This is a genomic window from Aeromonas sp. 9A (assembly GCF_963900955.1).
Classification (GTDB): domain Bacteria; phylum Pseudomonadota; class Gammaproteobacteria; order Enterobacterales; family Aeromonadaceae; genus Aeromonas; species Aeromonas salmonicida.
Genome location: NZ_CAWRFG010000001.1, coordinates 1,763,762 through 1,782,770 on the forward strand (window position 1 = coordinate 1,763,762; position 19,009 = coordinate 1,782,770).

Annotated in this window: 20 protein-coding genes and 1 pseudogene; 16 read left to right on the forward strand and 5 right to left on the reverse strand. The window is 62.4% G+C overall.

All coding sequences use genetic code 11. From position 1 onward, the window contains the following. Window positions 1–1,985, reverse strand: a pseudogene (locus AACX78_RS08395) (DUF1566 domain-containing protein); the annotation flags it as partial. Window positions 1,986–2,206: 221 nt separating this feature from the next. On the opposite strand from AACX78_RS08395, the gene AACX78_RS08400 reads away from it, so the two are divergent. From AACX78_RS08400 to AACX78_RS08460, 13 genes are read left to right on the forward strand one after another with little or no spacing between them, the layout of a single operon-like run. Beyond that, window positions 2,207–2,410 carry a Flp family type IVb pilin gene (locus AACX78_RS08400; RefSeq protein WP_005312855.1) on the forward strand — a complete coding sequence of 68 codons (204 nt, stop codon included), beginning with the start codon at window positions 2,207–2,209 and terminating at the stop codon, window positions 2,408–2,410. Next, window positions 2,407–2,823 carry a prepilin peptidase gene (locus AACX78_RS08405; RefSeq protein ID WP_005312858.1) on the forward strand — a complete coding sequence of 139 codons (417 nt, stop codon included), beginning with the start codon at window positions 2,407–2,409 and terminating at the stop codon, window positions 2,821–2,823. Before AACX78_RS08400 ends, AACX78_RS08405 begins: the two co-directional genes overlap by 4 nt. Window positions 2,824–2,831: 8 nt before the next feature. Beyond that, window positions 2,832–3,722, forward strand: coding sequence for a Flp pilus assembly protein CpaB (gene cpaB, locus AACX78_RS08410; RefSeq protein WP_159165920.1), 891 nt, complete (start codon window positions 2,832–2,834; stop codon window positions 3,720–3,722). Window positions 3,723–3,741: 19 nt separating this feature from the next. Beyond that, window positions 3,742–5,139 (forward strand): type 4 pilus assembly secretin FlpC, encoded by a 1,398-nt coding sequence (gene flpC / locus AACX78_RS08415; RefSeq protein ID WP_159165921.1) that lies wholly within the window; start codon window positions 3,742–3,744, stop codon window positions 5,137–5,139. An 11-nt stretch (window positions 5,140–5,150) separates the two neighbouring features. Beyond that, the gene (locus tag AACX78_RS08420; RefSeq protein ID WP_159165922.1) at window positions 5,151–5,699 is read left to right on the forward strand and encodes a pilus assembly protein FlpD; all 549 of its coding nucleotides are present in this window, start codon (window positions 5,151–5,153) and stop codon (window positions 5,697–5,699) included. 3 nt (window positions 5,700–5,702) lie between these two features. Continuing rightward, window positions 5,703–6,827, forward strand: coding sequence for an AAA family ATPase (locus tag AACX78_RS08425; RefSeq protein WP_159165923.1), 1,125 nt, complete (start codon window positions 5,703–5,705; stop codon window positions 6,825–6,827). After that, window positions 6,827–8,140 carry a CpaF family protein gene (locus AACX78_RS08430; protein WP_159165924.1) on the forward strand — a complete coding sequence of 438 codons (1,314 nt, stop codon included), beginning with the start codon at window positions 6,827–6,829 and terminating at the stop codon, window positions 8,138–8,140. The genes AACX78_RS08425 and AACX78_RS08430 overlap by 1 nt, the downstream gene beginning before the upstream one ends. Beyond that, window positions 8,137–9,018, forward strand: a complete 882-nt coding sequence (locus AACX78_RS08435) for a type II secretion system F family protein (protein ID WP_159165925.1) — start codon at window positions 8,137–8,139, stop codon at window positions 9,016–9,018. Before AACX78_RS08430 ends, AACX78_RS08435 begins: the two co-directional genes overlap by 4 nt. A 3-nt stretch (window positions 9,019–9,021) precedes the next feature. Continuing rightward, window positions 9,022–9,906 (forward strand): Flp fimbrial biogenesis protein FlpH, encoded by an 885-nt coding sequence (flpH, locus tag AACX78_RS08440; RefSeq protein WP_087756076.1) that lies wholly within the window; start codon window positions 9,022–9,024, stop codon window positions 9,904–9,906. A 19-nt stretch (window positions 9,907–9,925) separates the two neighbouring features. Continuing rightward, a complete protein-coding gene (gene flpI, locus AACX78_RS08445) occupies window positions 9,926–10,690 on the forward strand; it encodes a Flp fimbrial biogenesis protein FlpI (RefSeq protein ID WP_159165926.1) in 765 nt (254 codons plus the stop codon). Next, window positions 10,687–11,160, forward strand: coding sequence for a TadE/TadG family type IV pilus assembly protein (locus AACX78_RS08450; RefSeq protein WP_159165927.1), 474 nt, complete (start codon window positions 10,687–10,689; stop codon window positions 11,158–11,160). Before flpI ends, AACX78_RS08450 begins: the two co-directional genes overlap by 4 nt. Then, the gene (locus AACX78_RS08455) at window positions 11,157–11,669 is read left to right on the forward strand and encodes a pilus assembly protein FlpK (protein WP_159165928.1); all 513 of its coding nucleotides are present in this window, start codon (window positions 11,157–11,159) and stop codon (window positions 11,667–11,669) included. Before AACX78_RS08450 ends, AACX78_RS08455 begins: the two co-directional genes overlap by 4 nt. After that, complete coding sequence (locus tag AACX78_RS08460; protein WP_159165929.1) at window positions 11,670–13,052, forward strand: vWA domain-containing protein; 1,383 nt, start codon at window positions 11,670–11,672, stop codon at window positions 13,050–13,052. A 52-nt stretch (window positions 13,053–13,104) separates the two neighbouring features. On the opposite strand, the gene yiaY is transcribed toward AACX78_RS08460, so the two are convergent. Continuing rightward, a complete protein-coding gene (gene yiaY, locus AACX78_RS08465) occupies window positions 13,105–14,256 on the reverse strand; it encodes an L-threonine dehydrogenase (RefSeq protein WP_159165930.1) in 1,152 nt (383 codons plus the stop codon). Between the two features lie 392 nt (window positions 14,257–14,648). Between yiaY and udp the strand changes: the two genes are divergently transcribed. Continuing rightward, window positions 14,649–15,404, forward strand: a complete 756-nt coding sequence (gene udp, locus AACX78_RS08470; protein ID WP_005312923.1) for a uridine phosphorylase — start codon at window positions 14,649–14,651, stop codon at window positions 15,402–15,404. Between the two features lie 150 nt (window positions 15,405–15,554). On the opposite strand, the gene AACX78_RS08475 is transcribed toward udp, so the two are convergent. Beyond that, window positions 15,555–16,286, reverse strand: coding sequence for an RluA family pseudouridine synthase (locus tag AACX78_RS08475; protein WP_201302817.1), 732 nt, complete (start codon window positions 16,284–16,286; stop codon window positions 15,555–15,557). Window positions 16,287–16,461: 175 nt separating this feature from the next. Between AACX78_RS08475 and rihA the strand changes: the two genes are divergently transcribed. Both rihA and AACX78_RS08485 read left to right on the forward strand, forming a co-directional pair. Next, on the forward strand, window positions 16,462–17,397 hold the full coding sequence (gene rihA / locus AACX78_RS08480; RefSeq protein ID WP_021137960.1) for a pyrimidine-specific ribonucleoside hydrolase RihA: 936 nt from the start codon (window positions 16,462–16,464) through the stop codon (window positions 17,395–17,397). A gap of 33 nt (window positions 17,398–17,430) precedes the next feature. Continuing rightward, window positions 17,431–17,901, forward strand: coding sequence for a hypothetical protein (locus AACX78_RS08485; protein WP_021137959.1), 471 nt, complete (start codon window positions 17,431–17,433; stop codon window positions 17,899–17,901). Window positions 17,902–18,090: 189 nt separating this feature from the next. Here AACX78_RS08485 and AACX78_RS08490 read toward each other — a convergent pair whose 3' ends face one another. Together AACX78_RS08490 and AACX78_RS08495 are read right to left on the reverse strand one after the other, a co-directional pair. Next, a complete protein-coding gene (locus AACX78_RS08490; RefSeq protein WP_059112600.1) occupies window positions 18,091–18,387 on the reverse strand; it encodes a winged helix-turn-helix domain-containing protein in 297 nt (98 codons plus the stop codon). Further along, a complete protein-coding gene (locus AACX78_RS08495; protein ID WP_005312938.1) occupies window positions 18,384–18,914 on the reverse strand; it encodes a DUF1523 family protein in 531 nt (176 codons plus the stop codon). The genes AACX78_RS08490 and AACX78_RS08495 overlap by 4 nt, the downstream gene beginning before the upstream one ends. Between the last annotated feature and the right edge of the window lie 95 nt (window positions 18,915–19,009).

Genomic DNA, 19,009 nt, shown 5'->3' on the forward strand with positions numbered 1-19,009 from the left:
CTGTTGGGGTAGGGGGTGACCCAGCTACCCGGTGTGCTGGTACCGGGATAGAGAAGTGCATCGCTTTCCGAGTTGCGGATCAGACCGGCCGCCGCCTTGATGATGTGGGAGATGTTCTTGTCTGGATTGGCATTCAACAGGGGGCCCAGCCCGCTATTGTCGGCGATGGCGGATTCCAGTTTGAACAGGTCCGGTATCTGATTGTTGCGGGACACGGTTGAATATTCATTGGCCATGTTGATCTCCAGCCAGCTCAGCAGTTGCTGGCGAAAATCAGTGCCCTCGATCAGGTTGACGGGTTGCTGCCAGAGCTCCCCCTCGGCCTGCAGGGCGACCATGGCTGCCAGCAGCTCAACCTGATGCCTCGGCAGTGCCTTGAGTTTTTGATCCAGCTCCGCCAGGGTCCAGGCTTGCCAGTCCAGGAAAGAGCCCATGCCGGCACTGAGTGTGGCTTTGAGCAGCAGGGCTTGCTGGGCCGTGCTGGTATAGCCCACTTGCAGGCGCGGGAATTCGCTGGCGGTGAGGATGCCGTCCCGGTTGCCGTCCTGCTTGACCAGTTCGCACAGGGATCCGAGTACGGATCGCAACTCCACCTCGCTCTTCTCATCCTGCACCACCAGGGTGAGGGTGTCCTGCATCAGGTCGTCGCTGGTCTCGCTCTCGCCAGGCTGGCAAGTGGTGAAGGTATTGTTGAGGTCCGGCAGTGCGAGGGTGAGGCTGTACTGGTTGCCCTGTTTGACGGGCAGACCGTCAAGCACCTGGCCATCCAAGGCCCTGATGGGGAGTTGCTGTGGCCGTATTGGACGTTCCGGTTTGAAGTAGTACTGGTTAAGGCCATCGTGATTGGGCTTGGCGCCTATCTCCACCATGACGGTCGGCTCACCAAGCCGCGAAGGGAATATTCCCTGCAGGGTCAGTTGTCGATGAGGGTAGAAGGTGGTGTGCAGCTGATAGGCCGGGGTGCGGGTGTCGAGGGCCACCATGGCTTTGACCGCAGCAGCCAGCATGGTCTCCGTATCGACAGGCAGTGCCGTCCCTTGCTGGACGGCATAGTTCAACAGCCCTTCTTGCAGATCAGCACCTGGCTGAACCTGCTGGTAGGCAACCAGGTGCTCGGCCAGCTGGGTGATCTCGCTGACAGGGATGGGAATGTCGCCATCGAGTACCAGTTGCAGCAGTGCGGTCAGCTCGCGGGCCATGCCGTGATTAAGCTGTGGATCGCTGACCAGCAGCGCCGTGACATCCTGCCTGCCTTCCCGTTTTTGCAGTGCCGTGGTGAGGCTCTGGTATGCCAGCAGCATGGGGGAGAGGTGCAGATGGGGTACCTCCTGCTCGGTGATGATGCCATCCCCATTCTGATCCTGCTTGAGCAGTTGCTCCAGCGAGGGCAGCTGACTGCTGAGGATAGGCGCACTCTGTTGACGGTTGCTGGCGGTCAACCTCAGTGGTTTATCCTGAGGCCACTGGCTCAGCTTGAGTTTGAACCCAAAGCTGCCGTCGGCCAGGGCGCTCTGAGTCACGCACACCTTGTCGGCGCAGAGCTGGATATCGAATTGGGCTCCCTGCTCGTGTGTGATGGAGAGCGCACCCGCCAGATCCAGGCTGGTGGGTTTGGTGGCGGGATCTGGTGCCTTGTCCGGTTGATCCGGCGGTGTAGGCGGGGTCACAGTACCTGTGTTGCCTGTGTTGCCTGTGTTGCCTGTGTTGCCTGTGTTGCCTGTGTTGCCTGTGTTGCCTGTGTTGCCTGTGTTGCCTGTGTTGCCGCTTCCGCTGCTGCTCCCCGAACCCGTGCCGCTGCTCCCGGTGTTGTTGTCCGATGGCGGGGTCACGGGATCCGGGGGGGGAGGCGTGGTTTGACTGCTGCCGTTATTACCGCTGGTGTTGCCGTTGTTTCCTTCCTGATCCGGGGTACCCAGCTCGGCCTTGCATGCCAGCAAGGTTGCGCAGCAGAGGGCCAGGATCAGGGGTCGCGTTGTCCTGAACAAGATCGACTCCATTATTGTTGTATAGGTGAATAAGCTGCTGAACCAGTCTCTTCTTGCGAGTTGAACGATTAGTGCAGATTTTTTTGCTGTTAAAAGTGTCAAAAACGAAAATTCACTCTGCGAATTATTTCATTTGGTGATAATGATATTGATTCTCGTTTGTGATCTCAATATCATATTGTCGATGTTTAATTTCAGACATAAAAAACAGGGACAATAAAATGAAGATGCGAGTTTGGGATTACCTTGGGGACTATCTGAAGGATGACACCGGCGCCACGGCGATCGAATACGGCATTCTGGCGGCGGGGCTGGCGGCCGGGATCCTCGCCATCTTCGGCTCGGACGGGATCTTCATCACGGCCTTGAAGGAGAAGTTCACCGCCATAGTGGCGGGGTTGAACATGGATGCCGCGGGCAAGTGACAGCGCTCGGGCAGTGGCTGGCCATATTGATGGCGTGCTGGTGTCTGGTCAGCGACCTGTTTGAGCGGCGTATCCCCAACTTGGCTGTGCTGGTACTGGCACTCTGGGCGCTTTGGCTGCTGCCGTTCAATCCGCTTTCGTTGACCTTGGCCCTGCTGACACTGCTGCTGGGGCTGTTTGCCTATCACAGGGGCTGGTGCGGGGCCGGTGACAGCAAGTTGCTGGCGGTCTGCCTCTATGGTGCATCCGGACGCTGGCCCGAGTTACTGCTCTGGATGGCGCTCTCGGGTGGCGTGCTCAGCCTCGTATGCCTGGTTTATGCCCGTTTCCGGCCATCTCCCGAGCCCGTCACAGTGCCTTATGGATTCGCCATTTTGTGGGCGGCGAGTCTGACCACTCCTCTATTTATGTAGTCACACCTATGAAGAAACTCCTCTCTCTTATCGCTGCACTGCTGGTGCTGGCGGCGACGCTGGCTGCCTTCTGGCCGGTTGAACCGGCGCCGCAGAAGACAGTTCCACCGCGAGACCTGACATCGGAATCGACAGCTTCCGACAGGGTCGCCCAGGTGCTGGTGGCCGCCCATAGGGTACAGGCCGGCTCCTTTATCCATCCCGAGGATCTGGTCTGGCAAACTCTGCCCGCCGCCGAGGAGATGAATCTGCCGGGGCTCTTCCTGTTCGGTTTTACCGATACCAAGGCACTCAAGGGAAGTCTGGTCACCCGTACCCTGGAGTCGGGGCAGATTGTCTCGTCTGATGATCTGGTGCGCCCGGAGCAGAGCCACTATCTCTCCGCCATGATGGCACCGGGGATGCGGGCTGTGACCCTGGCGCTGGGGCGGGAGGCGGCCAGCCATGGCCTGATCCGGCCCGGCAACCGGGTGGATGTGATCCTCACCAGCAAGCATGCCCGTCAGCACAATGCGCAAGGGGCCGAGGTGACCAGCAACCAGTCGGCGGAGATCATTCTGACCGACATCAAGTTGCTGGCCATCGATGCCCAGGTGACCGATATCGCCGCGCTCAACGGCACTGCGGCGGCGCAGGACAACTTCGATCAAGTGGCTGTGACCTTCGAGCTGGCCCCGCGGGCGGCAGCCCGTCTGCTGCTGGCCCATCGATTGGGAGAGCTGGCACTGGTACTGCGCTCGGCCCAGGGTGCCCCTGCGGGCAGCGAGGCTGTTGCCCTGCCGGAAGGGAGCCTGATATGGGCCGAGCAGGTGGCCAGTGGCCAGAACCCGAGGGCCATTCCGGGTCACGGAGTCCGGATCAGTTATGGCGACGGCAACGACCGTAACCGCCAACCTTAATCAACCCAGAAAGGACACGATGTTGCGAACACTCGCCATGGTGCTCGCCCTGCTGCCGTTATGGGCAGTGGCGGCAGAGAGTCTGACTCTCACCCCCGAGCAGTCCACCCTGCTCAATTTCGATGAACCCGTGCTGGATGCCTTCGTCGCCAACTCGGAGTTGGTGCGGGTACACAGCCCCTCTGATCAGCAATTGCTGATCTATGGTCGCAAGGTTGGCCGCACCGATCTGGTGGTCACCGCGCAGGATGGCCGCACCCTGGGTCACTACCGGGTGCAGGTGGTGGCGGATCTTGCCCCCCTCAAGCAGCTGGCCAGGCAGCACTTTCCCCAGAGCCGACTCACCTTCAGCGAGTCTGGCGGCGCCATAGTGGTGGCAGGGGAGGTAACCAGTCCGCTGCAAGCCCACGAGATCCTGGCCATGGTGGAGGCGTTCGCCAAAGGCATTCAGCCTCAGGGAGTCCCCTCTGGCCCAGTCGCCCCCGCTCAGCCTCAGAGCGGCAATCAGGATGAGGGGGCGGCGGTCGCCGGTGGTGGCAGCGGGCAATATGCGAACGTCATCAACCAGTTGCGTCTGGCGGGCTCGGATCAGATCAACATATCGGTGCGCATCGTCGAGATGCAGCGCACCACCAGTGAACAGCTGGGATTGCGCTGGAGCGCCATGGGGGAGTACTTGCAGCTGGGTGTCTCGCCGGGCAACCGTTTCCCCAAACCCGCCGAGCGGGGCAGTTGGGGCGGCAAGAAGGATGTGGTCTACATCAACGCCATCATAGATGCACTGGTGGAGAACAGCCTGGTCAATGTGCTGGCCGAGCCGAACCTGACTGCCAAATCCGGTGAGGCCGCCACCTTCATGTCCGGTGGCGAGTTCCCCTTCCCGGTGGGCAATGGGGATAACGGGCCCGAGATCGAATTCAAGAAGTTCGGCATCTCGCTGGAGCTGACCCCCACCTTGCTCGACAACAACCGCATCAGCCTGACGGTTTCACCCGAAGTGTCGACCCTGAGCCGGGAGAACAGCGTCTCCATCGCCGGGGTCGTGGTGCCGGGCATAGAAACCCGTCGCACCACCACCACCATAGAGCTGGCGGATGGCCAGAGCTTCGCCCTGGCGGGCCTGGTGCGTACTCATCGCAACCAGAGCAACGAGGCCTTGCCCTTCCTCGGCGAGATCCCCGGGCTGGCCCCCTTCTTTGGCAGCAACAGCTTCAAGAACCAGGAGAGCGAACTGGTGATCATCGCCACCGCCCGCCTGGTGCAGCCCACCAGCGATCCCCTCTCCCTGTCGACGCCGCTGGATCACTATCGGGCGCCGAGCCGGTTCGAGCGGCTGTTCTTCACCGACATGGGGTCAACCGAGCGACCTGGTGCGCAAGCGACTCGCCTGTTTGGCAACTACGGCTACAGCTACTGAGGGAAGTGACCATGTTAAGAGAGACACTGTTGCTGGCCCTGGCGTTACCGCTGATGGCCTGCACCACCCAACCCCCTGCCGCCACCCTCAAGGATCAGCTGCAGTTCCGGGTTGCCCCGTCGCAACTGCAACAACAGCTGCAATGGCAACTGGCCCCGCTGGCCAACCGGCTGGAGGCAGGATCCCTGCACCTGACGATCACGGGCCCGCAACCCGGTAGCCGGGAGCCAACTCCGGAAGCTCTGCGCCAGCAGTTGGCCCAGTGGCTGGCGCTGGAGACCCGCCTCACCTTCATCCCGGCGACCCGGCAAGCGTATGAGGTCGAGCTTGACGCCACCTTGCAATCCGACACCTGCCGCTATGCCAGAGGCGTATCTTTGGCATCGCCCGGCGCTTGTCTGGTACTGCGCAACCAGTATCGCGCCCAGAGTCATGGGGAGCACTGGGCCCGTGGCGCCCGCTATGACGGCAGTGGCAGCGCCCTCGATGCCGGTGCCGTGCAGCGCCTCTATCAGGGCAAGGCCAAGTCGGCCAAGAAACAGCAGACGACAGGGGAGTAGTGCATGAGTGAACAAGCCAAACAACTGGTGGCTGTCACCCGCCAGCCCACCCTGAATGCCGGGGTTGGCCTGGTGCTGGCCCAGCTGGCCGAGGTCGACGCCCGACAGTTCCCGGGCTCCCTGGCCGAGGCCAGGGCCCACTGCCTGGCGCAAGGGGCCCCCGATATCCTGCTGGTGGAGGTGGAAAATCCACAGACGCTGGCGGCCGATCTGGCCGCCCTTGCCGAGTGCTGCCCGCCCCAGATGCGGCTGGTCCTGCTGGGGGAGAGGGGGGACGTGACCCTGTTCCGCTGGCTTATTTCGGTGGGGGTGGATGATTACTATCCGGCGCCGCTGGATCCCGATGCCCTGCGTACCGGCCTGCTGCGTCTGCTGGGGGTGCCGCTGGTGACCTCATTGCGCAAGGGGCGGGTGATCTGCGTGGTCGGCGCTGCCGGTGGCGTGGGCACCAGCACAGTGGCTGCCAATCTGGCCATGGCGCTGGCTGATCAGCATCACCGTCAGGTTGCGTTGCTGGATCTCAACCTTCATCACAGCCGTCACCCTATTTTGCTGGGCAGCGACTATGCCCCACCCGGTGAACAGTGGTGGCAGGCCACCGATCGGCTCGATGGCACCCTGCTGGCCCACACCGCCCATCAGCTTGGGCCAAGGCTCTTCCTCTTCTATGACGAGGGGCAGGAGCTGGTGCTCGGTGCCGAGCAACTGGTGGCGGCTGTCAACGTGATGGCGGAGCACTACAGCACCCTCATTATCGATGTGCCGGATCTGCGCACCCATGGGCTGCGTGCCTTGCTGCAAGAGGCGGACGTAGTGCTCTGGCTGCACGATTTCAGTCTGGGGGCACTGCGGCTGCTGGGGCAATGCCCGCAAGGCGGGCAGGCCCAACGCCGCCTGCTGGTGGGCAACCACTGCCGTGGCAAGGAGGGGCGGGTGCCGGTGCAGGAGCTGGAGCGCGTCTGTGGTCAGCCCCACGCCGCCGTGCTGCCCTATGATCACGGCGCCTTTGTGCGTGCCGAGCGTGCCGGGCAGCCGCTCATCCAGCAAAAGAGCAAACTGGCTCGCGCCCTGACCTTGCTGGCGGGTGAGCTGGTGGGGGCTCAGGTCACAGGGCGAGGGCGGCGCTGATGTTTGGACAAGCCAACAGCCGACTGCCGTCGGTGCCAGGGGCGCTGCTCACCCTGTCTGATGCCGCGCGGGAGGCCTTCTACGAGCTGGTTGAACCCTCGGTGGCCGCCACCTTGCCGCGCGCCGCGCTGCTGGAGCGGGTCACCCGTGCCCTCGCGCAGCTCTCGACCCGCCGCATGCTGCCCTATAACCGTCAGGAGCTGACCCTGCTTGCCCGTCAGCTGGTGGACGAGATGGTGGGCGTGGGGCCGCTGCAACCCCTGCTCGATGACCCCGAGGTCTCGGACATTCTGGTCAATGGCCCGGACAAGGTCTATGTGGAGCGGCACGGCAAGTTGACCCTCTCCAGGGTGCGCTTTCGCGACCGTCAGCATGTGTTCAACGTGGCGCAGCGGATCGTCAATGCGGTGGGGCGGCGGGTGGATGAGTCCACCCCCATGGTGGATGCCCGACTGGCCGATGGCAGCCGGGTCAACGTCATTGCGCCGCCCATCGCCCTGTGCGGCACCACCATCTCCATCCGCAAATTCCCAAGCAGCCGCCTGACCCTGACCCATCTGGTGGAGAAGGGGGCCCTGTCCGATGCCATGGCCCGCTTTTTGGGGCTGGCGGCGCGCAGCCGTTTCAACGTGCTTATCTCGGGGGGAACGGGGTCGGGCAAGACCACCTTGCTCAACGCCCTGAGCAAGCACATCAACGACGACGAGCGGATCATCACCATAGAGGATGCCGCCGAGCTTTCCCTCGATCAGCCCCATTGGGTGCCGCTGGAGACCCGCAACGAAAGTGCCGAGGGCAAGGGAGAGGTGAGCGTACGCGCCCTGGTGCGCAACGCCCTGCGGATGCGGCCGGATCGCATCATTCTGGGGGAGGTGCGCGGCGCCGAGGCGTTCGACATGTTGCAGGCGATGAACACCGGCCATGACGGCTCCCTCTGCACCCTGCACGCCAACACCCCGGAAGATGCTCTGTTGCGGCTGACCAACATGTTGCAAATGGGGGCTGAGCGGCTCTCCGAGCAGATCATCCAGGCCCAGATCGCCAGCGCCGTGGATCTGGTGGTGCAACTGGAGCGGATGCGTGATGGTCAGCGCCGGATCACCGCCATCAGTGAAGTTACCTCGCTGGAAGGGAGCCAGATCAGGATGCAGTCGCTGTTTCGCTTCGTGCTGGAATCCGAGCTGCACGGCAAGCTGCAGGGGCGTTTTATCGCCCATCCTCTCTCGGCCGGAGTCGAGGAGAAAGCCCGTCAGGCGGGTTTGCTGACCGAACTGCATGACTGCATGGCGGGTGCCGGGGAGCCGGTGTCATGAGCACGCTCATTCTGGTGTGTCTGGGCTGGGGACTGGCCTGCCTGTTGCTCTGGCAATGGCAGAGCCGACGCGAAGCCTGGCAGCAGCAGTGCCAACGCTATGGCCAGCCCGCACAACACAAGGGGGCACGGCCTCTGCCCCACTGGTATCAGCAGATGGTGACCATGGTGGGCCAGGATCAGCTGACCCGCTGGACCTGGCAGGGCCCGGCGGGGGCGGCCCTTGCCTGCGTCTTGCTGGTGGCCAATGGTATGCCGTTCTGGCTGGCACTGCTGCTGGCGGTGGGCGGGGCGCTTTCCCTCGGGCTGGTGGTCTATCAGCAACTGCAACAGCGGGCGCTGGAGCGGTTTCGTACCCAGTTGCCCGAGGTGATTGACGGCATGATACGGGCGCTGCGGGTCGGGGCGCCATTGGCGGATATCTTCAAGCTGGTGGCCTGCCAGCAGCACGGCCTGATGGCCAGGTTGTTTGGTCAGATGCATGACGAGTTGCAAGTAGGTCAGCCGGTGGCGCAGGTGATGCAACAGGCGGCGAACCGGGTCGCGGTGGCCGAGTTTCAGTTTCTGACCATAGTGCTCAGCCTGCAACAGGAAACGGGCGGCCGCCTCTCGGAGGTGCTGGCGCAACTGGTGGAGACACTGCGTGCCCGCCAGACCCTGGCGGCCAGCATCCAGACCATCACGGCCGAGAGTCGCAATGCCGCCAAGGTGCTGGCAGCGCTCCCCGTCATCATCTTGCTGGTGCTGTTCACGACCGGGCGGGAGCACTTCACCTACCTGATGACCACGGCCAGCGGCCAGTGGGTATTGGGATATGTCTCCATCAGCGTGGCGGTCGGGCTCTGGCTTATCCGTCGCCTCACGCGTCTGCAGGGGTAGCCCATGACTGTCATGCAACTTTTCGGATTGGCGCTGGCCTGCCTCGCGTCGGCGGCAGTCGTTGGCTGGCACGGTTACCGGCAACAGCAGCAGTGGCAGGCCCAGAGCCACCGCTATGGCCCTGTCCGTCAACGCAGGGATGCGGCGCGGGACTGGCTGGCCTGGTGCGGTCGCGGTTACCCGGTCGGCGCCCGGGAGCAGGCCCGCTTGCAGCAACTGCTGGCGCAGGCGGGGATCTTCTCCCGCCATGGCTTTGACCGGCTCAGGGCGGCCAAGTTATTGGGTGGGCTGGGAGGGGCCCTGGCGGCCTTGCTGTGGCGTCTGTTGGCGGCACCCGCCGACGGTTTCACCCTGATGTGGGTGCTGGTGGCCTATGTGGTGGGGGCCGGTGTGCCCGAGCGCTGGCTGCAGTGGCGTGCCCGCAAGGTGAAGAGTGCACAGCAGAAGGTGGTGCCCGATGCCATCGACCTGCTGGTGATCAGCGTCGAGGCAGGGCTGGCGCTGGATCGGGCGCTGCTGCGGGTGGGCCACTATCTGGGAGCGCTGGAGCCGGGCCTGGCCCGCCAGTTCCTGCGCACCCATGCGGAGATCCAGATGCGCGGCGATCAGGCAAGTTGTCTGGCGCGGCTTGCCTGGCGCACCGGTTTGCCCGAGCTGGACAGGCTCGCCAACACCTTGCAGATGGCCCAGCAGTACGGCTCGCCGCTGGCCGAGACAATGCGCACCATCAGTCAGGAGGCCCGCCAGATGCGGCGGCTGGCGCTGGAGGAGCAGGCTGGCTCCTTGCCGGGCAAGATCACCCTCATCCAGATGGCGCTCATCATGCTGCCCATGCTGGTGCTGATCATTGCTCCCACCCTCAATTTGTTGATCAACAGCCTGCGCTGAGCGGGCCACAGGATTTGAAATGCGATCACGACTTAATTGCTTGTTGTTGCTGGCCCTGCTCGGGCTGGCAGCGTGCAGCAACCACGGCAATACCCGCCAGCAAAGCCAGAGCAATGGCATGGCGGTGGCCAAGGCGGCGTTCGATTCTGCCCAGTATGACAAGGCAGAGCGGCTCTATCAGGCCTTGCTGGCTGACGATGCCACCCTGGAGGAGGCGCAGCTGATGCTGGCCCGTACCCGTTATCAGCAAGACAAGAAGCAGGCGGCGCGTGATGGCTTGCAGCAGTTGCTGGACAAGGGGGGCAAGCAGGGGGCTCAGGCCGCTCACTATCTTGGCAAGTTTCTGCTGGATGATGGCCTGAGCGCCGAGGCTGCGCTGGCCTATCAGCAGGGACTGGCACTGGCCGGACTGAACCGGGACGAGCGCGCGCGACTCAGCAATGGCCTGGGGGTGGCCAGCTTGCAGCAGGGGGCCTTTGGCAAGGGACGCCAGCAGTTTGAAGTGGCGGTGGCGGCGGCCCCCGACGAACCGGATTATCGCGCCAACCTGGCGCTGGGCTGGCTGATGGAGGGCAACAAGGTGGCGGCCCGTCAGGCATTCGAGCCGCTGCTGCACTACCAGAGCCTGCCCCCCAGGGTGGAGATGAATTATGTCCTGCTGCTGCTGGCGGAGGGCAATCAACCCCAGGCTCGCCTCATACTGTCGCGTTTTCTTAGCGCCAGCCAGCTGGAGCACGACATCAGGCTGCTCAAGGCGCAACTGGGGCGGGGGACGGGGGCGTGAGACGCGAGCTCGGTGTGGCCAGCATAGAGCTGGTGATCATATTGCCGCTGCTGCTGGCACTGCTGTTGCTGGTGGTGGATGTGCTGCGGGTGCATCTGCAATACAGCACCCTGGAGCATGGCTTGCGATCCGTGCTCCGTGAGCTGCAGGCCGAATCTGCGGCGGGGCGGATCCCGTCGGCTGACGGGATCCGCCTTCGCTTGCAACAACGAGGGCGAGGGGAGCTGGATGGCGTGACGGTGAGCGTCACCCCTCATGTGTCGTTGGAGGCCATGCTGGGCCAGGAGGAGGGGAGCCCGGATCCTGCCAGCGAGATCCGCCTGCCTGCGGATCCCGTGCTGGAGGTGACGGCCAGGGTCCGCCCCCGTCTACAGCTCACCCCGAGCTGGCTGATTGACGATCGCGAGCTCAGCTATCAGAGCACCCTCTTGTTGCTCACCGACCGGCTACCGGCCGGAGGGGCAGGATGAGTCGCTGCTCCTGTCGCCACCGGCTCCCGGTGTCGGGCCCAGGCGCCATGGAGGGCAGCATCAGCATAGAGGCGATGATGTTCATTCCCGTCTTGCTGGCCCTGCTCAGTTTTGGCAGCGAGGCACTGCAACTGCTGCGCCTCGAGCAACGCCTGCACAATGTGGCCTACAACGTGACCCAGATAGTGACCCAGCAGGGGACGGGGCAAAATGCCGCCGCCGTGTCGCAGCTGGCCTTCTATCAGCGCTTCGTGCAGGGCCAGCTGTCTGCTCTGCAAGAGGGGCAGGCCGCCCTGACCATAGAGCAGTACAACAGCGCCAATGGCGAATTGGTTCCCCTGCTGCAGGGCACTGGCTGCGCCGGCCAGGGCAACTGGCCGCAATTGCGGGTGGGCACCTTGATGCGGGTGACCCTCTGCTATCGCCTCGGGCAAGGGGAGGGCGGCATGTTCAGCCGGTTCTGGGCGGGCCGCACCCTGGTCACCCACTTTATTCAGGAGATCCATTGAATGGGACTGCCCTTGCGCCAAGGGGGCGGGCTCTCTCCCGCCTTTGCCCTTATGTTGACAGGCGTGCTGGCGCTGACCGGCGTTGTCATCGAACTGGTCCGTGGCTACAGCGGCCAGAGCCTGCTCAGCGCCGCCGCCGATGCGGTGCTTTACTCTGCCGCCGACAGTGACACTGCCGCTGAGGATGCCGTCGCTCTGGTGCAGGCCAATCTGGCGGGCCGCCCCTTGCAGGTGGCCCCCCCCAGCTTGAGCCAGAGCGAACAGGGAGCCCGGGTTATTCTGCAGGGGCATGTGCCCGCACTGATGGATCTCTCGGCCATTGGCGAAGGGGGGGACATGCCGGTGGCGGCAGCGGCCCGTGCCAGCAGTGCCCGAACTCGTATTGAAATTGCCCTGGTGCTGGATGTGTCCAATTCCATGTCCGGGGCGCCGATAAAAGCGATCAAGCAGGGGCTGACAGAGTTTGGCGAGGTGCTGTTTGGCCGCGAGCGGCGCAATCAGGACAGGGTCGTCAGCATCATCCCCGCCACCGGACTGGTCAATATCGGGGATCATCCTGAACTGTTTCATCCAGAGAGCCTGGCATTTCCCTTCGGGTTGCAGACGCTGGCCCATGAGCGAGGCTGGAGCAATTTGCTGACCCGTGACGTACCGGGGCGCCAGCGCAAGGCATTCTGTGCCCGCCTGCCGGAGCATGTGGACGGCATAGACCGGCTGGCGGAACTCACCCCGGGCTGGATCCGCAAGCTGGAGCAGGCTCCCGTTGGCGAGACGCAACCCAGGTTGCACTACAGCACCAAGCCGCCAGCCATCAAGCAGTATGAAGATGGCACTCCCCTGCGGGCATTCGCCCCGAGGGAGAACCCCCTGGAGCGTTACCTGGAGAACCGGCGTGACAAGCTCGGCATCTTCGATGATGCCGACTGTGGGGTGAGTCCCATTCAGGCGCATCTGTCGACCCGGGCCGAGTATCGCCAGGCGCTCGATACCCTCTACGCCGCCTTCAACACCAATACCGCTGAGGGCGTGATGTGGGGCTGGCGCCTGCTGTCACCCCAGTGGCAGGGGCGCTGGGGCCGGGGGGCAGCCGAACTGCCGCGCCCTTACGGACAAGCGGACAACCGCAAAATCATGGTGCTGTTCTCGGACGGCGAACACATGGGGCCCGAGGCGGCGCTGCGTGATCGCAAGCAACTGCTGCTGTGCCGGGAAATGAAACGCAAGGGGATCCAGGTCTATACGGTGGCATTCGAGGGAGATGCCCGCTTCGTGGCGCAGTGTGCCAGCGACCGTTCGCAGGCCTACAAGGCGACCAGCGGCAACATTCGCACCGTGCTGACCCGATTGGCCAGCGCCATCAACGATGTGGTGCTGACAAAATAGTGTGAAAAAGGGGCCAGATCAGGCCCCTTTTCTTATCTATTGGCAATGCGGTTTACATGGCGGCGCGGAAGATGGCGACTATCTCTTCGTGGCTCGCCTGTTTCGGGTTGGTGAAGCCGCAGGCATCTTTCAGGGCGTTGCTGGCCAGCACGTCGAAATCATCGGCCTTGACGCCGAGCTGCTCCAGACCGGCCGGGATCTTCACATCCAGCGCCAGCTGCTTGATGGCAGCGATGGCGGCAGCGGCGCCCTGTTCGTCGTTCATGGTGCTCACGTCAACGCCCATGTAGCGGGCCACATCTTTCAGGCGAGCGGCGCTTACCTGGGCGTTGTATGCCTGAACGTGGGGAAGCAGCACGGCGTTGCAGACCCCGTGGGGCAGGTCATAGAAGCCCCCCAGCTGGTGCGCCATGGCGTGCACATAACCCAGGCTTGCGTTGTTGAAGGCCATGCCGGCCAGGAACTGGGCATAGGCCATCTGCTCGCGGGCGTGCAGGTCATCGCCCTGATTGACCGCGGTACGCAGGTGTTTGGCGATGAGCTGGATCGCCATGATGGCGCTGGCATCGGTCACAGGGGTGGCGATGGTGGAGACATAGGCCTCGATGGCGTGGGTCAGGGCATCCATGCCGGTGGCGGCGGTGAGGCCGGCCGGCTTGGCCAGCATCAGCTCGGGATCGTTGACCGACATCAGCGGGGTGACGTGTTTGTCGATGATGGCCATTTTCACCTGGCGTGCTTCGTCGGTGATGATGCAAAAGCGGGTCATCTCGGAGGCAGTGCCGGCTGTGGTGTTGATGGCGATGAGCGGCAGCTGCGGTTTGGCGGAGCGATCCACCCCTTCGTAGTCCTGGATGCTGCCGCCATTGGCGGCCACCAGGGCGATGCCCTTGGCGCAGTCATGGGGCGAGCCGCCACCCAGCGAGATGACGCAGTCGCAGCCGTTGGCCCTGATCATGGCCAGACCCGACTCGACGTTGGTCATGGTGGGGTTCGGCTTGGTTTCATCGAAAACCAGGCTTTCAATGCCATGTTCCGCCAAGAGGGTGGTGAGCTTGGCGACCACGCCTATCTGGTTGAGGACACGATCGGTGACAATCAGCGCCTTGCGATAGCCATAACCCTTGATATCGGCTGCCGCCTCTTGCAGACAGCCCGCTCCCATCAGGTTGATTGCGGGAATATAGAACTTGAATGTCGCCATGATGGACTCCGTATGATTAGCCATTAAGTGGTATACGGACGTCAAAATAGCATCGTTAGTGGGGATGAAAAGGGGTCAATGGTATCCTGTTTGCAACTTTATGGACTCGATCACGTACCGATAAACCGGGGCGAGACAGGGATTGACAAGGCCGCTTGCCCCTTTCTTGGCAGAAAAACGTTTTTCAAGAAATTCATCAAGTTAGCAAACGTTTTGCGCTGAATTTGTCACTTTCAATGCGTGGAAGTGTGAGGTGCTTCAAGGAATTGGAAAGCGCTTTCGACCATAGTTGGCGCCTCCCCAGAGAGGGGAGTGAAGGTTTGAAAGTACCATCAAGAATCATCTTAACTTGCGCCCTGACCATGTCGGCCGGGAGCAACCAGGAGTCCACTATGTCTGATGTTTTTCACTTGGGTTTGAAGAAAGCTGATCTGCAAGGCGCCACCCTGGCGATCGTCCCCGGTGACCCCGAGCGCGTCAAGCGCATCGCAGAGCTGTTGGATAACCCGGTGCACCTGGCCAGCCATCGTGAGTTCACTACCTGGCGCGGCGAGATGGACGGTAAGGCCGTGATCATCTGCTCTACCGGTATCGGTGGCCCGTCCACCTCCATCGCGGTAGAAGAGCTGGCCCAGCTGGGTATCAATACCTTCCTGCGTATCGGCACCACAGGCGCCATCCAGCCGCACCTTAACGTGGGCGACGTGATCGTGACCACAGGTTCCGTGCGCCTTGACGGTGCCAGCCTGCACTTTGCACCCATGGAGTTCCCGGCTGTTGCCGACTTCGACTGCACCACGGCGCTGGTCAACACTGCCAAAGAGATGGGCTCCAAGCTGCACATCGGTGTGACTGCTTCTTCCGATACCTTCTACCCGGGTCAGGAGCGTTACGACACCGTATCCGGCCGCGTAGTGAGCCGTTTCCAGGGTTCCATGAAAGAGTGGCAAGCCATGGGCGTGCTGAACTATGAGATGGAATCTGCCACCCTGCTGACCATGTGCACCAGCCAGGGCCTGCGTGCCGGTATGGTGGCTGGTGTTATCGTCAACCGTACCCAGCAGGAAATCCCGAACGCCGAAACCATGGCGAGAACCGAATCTGATGCCATCAAGATCGTGCTGGGCGCCGCCCGCAAGCTGATCTGATAGCCACACCGAGTGGGGGGTGGGGGCCGTTGCGAAAGCACGGCCCCTATCTTTTATCTGCCGTTTGCCCCGTTTTACTCCAGTTGGTCCTCTGTTCCCTCTCTTGTTGCCTTCGCCTGTTCTCACACCCCGTCTTGATGCTGCGTCTCGCTAGAAGGGGCTGGCACATCTGACCGCCATCGGCTCGCCGCTCACCGGATGCACCAAATCCAGCTCGCTCGCATGCAGCATCAGCCGCGGTGCCTGTTCGCAGCCGGGCAACAGCAGGCCACCATAGAGATCGCAGCCGAGGATGGGGTGACCCACGAGCTGGCAGTGGATCCGCAGTTGATGAGTACGGCCGGTCTCCGGTACCAGTCTGACCCGAGTCAGTCGCTGGTTTTCCCCCTGTTCACTTTCACGACAGAGGCGATCTTCCACCTCATAGCGGGAGCGAGCAGGTTTGCCGCTGGCGGCGCAGATCTTCATCAGCGGGAAGAGAGCGGGATCCTTGGCGATGGGGGCATCGATCACCCCCTCATCGTCGGCCAGATGACCGCACAGCAGGGCGCTGTAGGCCTTGCTCACAGCCCGCTGACTGAATTGCTGGCAGAGCAGGGCGTTGATGGCCTTGTTTCTGGCCACCACCATGAGACCTGAGGTGCCAAAGTCGAGGCGGTGCACCAGGGTGCAGCCGGGATAATCTTGCACCAGCCGATGGTGGACAGAGTCGAGGTTCTGCGGGTTCTTGCCCGAGAGGCTCAGCAGGCCGCTCGGCTTGTTGATGAGCAGCAGGTGCTCATCTTCAAACAGGATCTCGATGGCAGCCTCGCAGGGCGGGGCGATGAAGGTATCGACGATGACGGACATAGGGTACACGGGCTGGAAACGGGGGGCGATCATACTCGAACCGGCTGCGCGGGGCGAATCGAGGGTGAGCCGGCGACATCCCTCACGGCGAGTTTGACAGCAACTGCTTGATAAGATGGGCTGAGTCCGTTTTGTGACTCCCTCCCGAGTTAATCTCGTCACGGGTTGTTAAGGTATGGTTCCCCGTCATGTTGCAAGGAGTCCGTTCATGGCATTGCCCGTTATTCTCGATTGTGATCCCGGCCACGATGATGCCATCGCCCTCATACTGGCGCTGGCGAGTCCCGAACTCAAGGTGCTGGCGGTGACCACCAGTGCTGGCAATCAGACACAGGAGAAGACCCTCAACAATGCCCTGCGCATTCTCACTCTGCTCGGCCGTGACGACATTCCTGTGGCGGCAGGAGCGCCCAAACCACTGGCCCGCGAGCTTATCATCGCCGACAACGTCCACGGCGAGTCAGGCCTCGATGGCCCCACGCTGCCGGATCCCGCCTTTGCACCCCAGGCCATGACGGGCCTCGAATTGATGGCCAAATCGCTGCGCGAGAGTCCGGAGCCGGTCACCCTGGTGCCGACCGGCCCGCTCACCAATATCGCCCTGCTGCTGGCGGCGCACCCCGAACTCAAGCCCAACATCGCCCGTATCGTACTGATGGGCGGCGCCGCGGGGGCGGGCAACTGGACGCCAGCGGCGGAATTCAACATTTATGTGGACCCTGAAGCAGCCGATATGGTCTTCAAGTCAGGTATTCCCATCACAATGTGTGGCCTCGATGTGACCCACGAGGCGCAGGTGATGGACGAGGACATAGCGCGGGTGCGCGCCATTGCCAATCCGGTGGCCCGTTGCGTGGCCGGCCTGCTCGACTTTTTCATGATCTACCATAGGGATCCCAAGTGGGGATTTGCTGGTGCGCCGTTGCACGACCCCTGTACCATTGCCTGGTTGCTGGCTCCCGGTCTGTTTCACGGGGTCGAGTGCCGGGTCGATATCGAGACCCGGGGGTTGCATACCACAGGGATGACGGTGGTGGATCGCTATCAGCTCACCGGAAAACCGGCCAATGCGCTGGTGTTGCTGGGACTGGATCGCCCGGGTTTTATCGACTTGCTGGTCGAGCGACTGCGGTTTTTTGGCTGACGGCCATTGCACTATTGAGAGAAGGGACGGGAAATGTACAAAGCGTCGCTGGCACTGCTGGCCGGGTTGCAATTGACGGCCTGCTCCACGCCGTTCGAATCCATGTGGCAGGGGTTGGCGACCTGCGATCTCGACCATCTCTACCTCGACAGCGAGACCGGCGAGCCGGCCCACCCTCAGCTTAAACACTTCACCCCCTACAAGGTGACGGACGGGTTTGCCTGGTACAAGACCCATGAAGAGTTGCATGGTCTGCCCATCAGTGGCTTTCTCATCCCCTCGTCCACTTTCGAAGTGCACGCCCTGTTTGTGGACACCCCCATCGCCAATGCACGCAGGCTGACCCACAATGCCTATGGCAGCGAGTTTGCCGACGAGCAGAAGCACAATGAGGGATTGGCCCCCTTGCTGCTGCGCGACCCCAACAACCCCAAGCGTTCCATCATCGACTGCACCCAGGCTGAGACCCAGGAACCGCTGCCGGAAGAGCCCTTCCCGGAGTAAGTCGTTTCCGCGTGCCGAGACCTGTGTCTGCCCGGGCAATATAAAAAGAGGCCAGCCTTGCGGCTGGCCTCTGTTGATCGTCACCGGTGCGATAGTGCTATGGATAACCCAGCGTTTGCTTGATTACGGGCAACTGTGCCTTGATCCAGGCTGGATTGGATAGACCCCCCAGTCACCGGTGCGATAGTGCTATGGATAACCCAGTGTTTGCTTGATGGCAGGCAACCGGGCCTTGATCCAGGCCGGATTGATGGGACCCCAGTCGCTGATGCGATAGTGCCCCTGCAGGTGGCGCGCCCCTTCCGTCTGCTCGAAGCCGCAGCTGATATCGAGATCAGCCAGTGCCGCCAGGGTGTCCTGGGCGGTGCGCCGCGGCATGCCGGTGGCTGCCATGATGGCCGGGATTGTGTCCGTGCCGCTGCTTATCAGCCAGGCAACGTAAAGCCGTCGGTAGAAACTGGTACGAGTCTTGCTCGGCTCTGTCATATCTCGTCCTCGAGCCGGTCGAAGTAGCGCCAGGTCGCGATGGCGGCTTTGCCCATCACCAGTGCCCAGATACCGAACCAGAACCAGCGGAAGAAACTCCAGGTGGAGGCCTCAGGACCCGTACTCTCTATCTTGGTGACGTTGGGGAACATGGTGAACATGTTCACGCGCCAGCCGTAGGAGGTAATGATGGCCAGACGCTTCTCGAACTCCATGGACTTGGCTTTTGCCTGCACATCGGCCGCGTTGAACTTGAAGTAGAAAGGCCAGCCCCAGCCGGTATCTTCATTGCGAAATACCCGGATCTGTTCGCCCGGGCGTTCGGTATAGATGTAGTAGACATCCGTGGTGGGACCGTCAGCCGGGTTTTTCTGGCTGATGGGGCCATCCTTGTCGGTGCGCTTCACTTCCACCCCTGTGATGGTGGCTATGGTGTGCTCCGGCAGGTAGTAGTCGAGCCAGATGGCGGAGACGAGGGCGATGAGGCCCAGGCCGATGAAGGCCGGTTTCTTGAAATGCAGCTTCATGGTGATCTCATGTGAGGGGAAGTGACGTGCCTCTACCATACTCACATTTGGTGCGACAGCCCAGCCCCCAATGAAGCCACATTATAAAAAAGCCG

Coding starts and splice junctions, on each gene's coding strand:
- AACX78_RS08400 (WP_005312855.1), top strand. CDS start 2,207: ATGAAGATGCGAGTTTGGGATTACCTTGGGGACTATCTGAAGGATGAC.
- cpaB (WP_159165920.1), top strand. CDS start 2,832: ATGAAGAAACTCCTCTCTCTTATCGCTGCACTGCTGGTGCTGGCGGCG.
- flpC (WP_159165921.1), top strand. CDS start 3,742: ATGTTGCGAACACTCGCCATGGTGCTCGCCCTGCTGCCGTTATGGGCA.
- AACX78_RS08420 (WP_159165922.1), top strand. CDS start 5,151: ATGTTAAGAGAGACACTGTTGCTGGCCCTGGCGTTACCGCTGATGGCC.
- AACX78_RS08425 (WP_159165923.1), top strand. CDS start 5,703: ATGAGTGAACAAGCCAAACAACTGGTGGCTGTCACCCGCCAGCCCACC.
- AACX78_RS08430 (WP_159165924.1), top strand. CDS start 6,827: ATGTTTGGACAAGCCAACAGCCGACTGCCGTCGGTGCCAGGGGCGCTG.
- AACX78_RS08435 (WP_159165925.1), top strand. CDS start 8,137: ATGAGCACGCTCATTCTGGTGTGTCTGGGCTGGGGACTGGCCTGCCTG.
- flpH (WP_087756076.1), top strand. CDS start 9,022: ATGACTGTCATGCAACTTTTCGGATTGGCGCTGGCCTGCCTCGCGTCG.
- flpI (WP_159165926.1), top strand. CDS start 9,926: ATGCGATCACGACTTAATTGCTTGTTGTTGCTGGCCCTGCTCGGGCTG.
- AACX78_RS08455 (WP_159165928.1), top strand. CDS start 11,157: ATGAGTCGCTGCTCCTGTCGCCACCGGCTCCCGGTGTCGGGCCCAGGC.
- AACX78_RS08460 (WP_159165929.1), top strand. CDS start 11,670: ATGGGACTGCCCTTGCGCCAAGGGGGCGGGCTCTCTCCCGCCTTTGCC.
- yiaY (WP_159165930.1), bottom strand. CDS start 14,256: ATGGCGACATTCAAGTTCTATATTCCCGCAATCAACCTGATGGGAGCG.
- udp (WP_005312923.1), top strand. CDS start 14,649: ATGTCTGATGTTTTTCACTTGGGTTTGAAGAAAGCTGATCTGCAAGGC.
- AACX78_RS08475 (WP_201302817.1), bottom strand. CDS start 16,286: ATGATCGCCCCCCGTTTCCAGCCCGTGTACCCTATGTCCGTCATCGTC.
- rihA (WP_021137960.1), top strand. CDS start 16,462: ATGGCATTGCCCGTTATTCTCGATTGTGATCCCGGCCACGATGATGCC.
- AACX78_RS08485 (WP_021137959.1), top strand. CDS start 17,431: ATGTACAAAGCGTCGCTGGCACTGCTGGCCGGGTTGCAATTGACGGCC.
- AACX78_RS08490 (WP_059112600.1), bottom strand. CDS start 18,387: ATGACAGAGCCGAGCAAGACTCGTACCAGTTTCTACCGACGGCTTTAC.
- AACX78_RS08495 (WP_005312938.1), bottom strand. CDS start 18,914: ATGAAGCTGCATTTCAAGAAACCGGCCTTCATCGGCCTGGGCCTCATC.